This window comes from Vibrio sp. OPT46, assembly GCF_015163535.1.
Classification (GTDB): domain Bacteria; phylum Pseudomonadota; class Gammaproteobacteria; order Enterobacterales; family Vibrionaceae; genus Vibrio; species Vibrio alginolyticus.
In genome coordinates this window covers 1-862 of the sequence record NZ_JADDYG010000199.1, presented here as the reverse complement: position 1 = coordinate 862, position 862 = coordinate 1, and the positions used below count along the sequence as shown (strand labels likewise).

The 862-nt window shown below is 39.9% G+C and carries 1 pseudogene; it reads left to right on the top strand.

Annotated elements, in window-relative coordinates:
• Window positions 1-862, top strand: a pseudogene (locus IQR33_RS08755) (transposase); the annotation flags it as partial.

The following is an 862-nucleotide window of genomic DNA, read 5'->3' as shown; positions in this document are numbered from 1 at the left end:
ACTAAAGATTTCATTCAACTTAACGATATCATCGTCCCAGGTCCAGATGAGGATTCGCCTATTACAGTGCCTCACATTGTTGTTTTTATTGATGCGACAACGAATCGATTGTTTGCAATGAATCTAAAGACAAAGAACAAACCTAAGCGATTTTCTTTCTCTGTTATTGCAGAGGCATTGAAGCATAAGCAAATCATCTGCGGCGAGTTAAAGCTCCCAGACTATATGCACTTATCCGACAAATATATTTCGGCAAAACAACGTACGAAGCGAGATCAAAAGCTTGCAGTCATACGCCCAATCATCCGGCAGTTAGAGACATTTTTAGTATCTAGAAACTACGGTAAACAATTGGTTAAGCAGTGCTTTGAATCAGCTCAAGAAGCAGGAATTAAAGTACATCGAACGCAAATATACACTTGGGTGTACACATTCTTGAGTACAGGTTCAATTCCCAATGCATTTCTAAGAAAACCTGGTTCAGGACAATCACGAAACAAGGTCTACACAAAAAAAACTGGACCACGTCGAAATGATGGATCTGTTGGTCGGATGCGTACAGCAGAAGATGAAAAGAATATCCGAGCTATTGCTCGTAAGCACATTATGTGTTCCAGACCATTGAGCTATGATGAGGCATTTGATGAATATAAAGATCGCTACGCGAGCGATCCTATTATTGATCATGAAACAGGGGAAATTCTTGGTTATAAACATTGGTCAAATGAGCAGCGACTTTCAGAGCATCAATTTAAGGCATATCTCTCAGCTTTTCTTCGCGACAACCGTAAGGCTGTGATTGACCAGCAAGGAAAGACCGATAGTTTTAACAAAGACAAACAAGGCTTAAAAGGAAATTTCG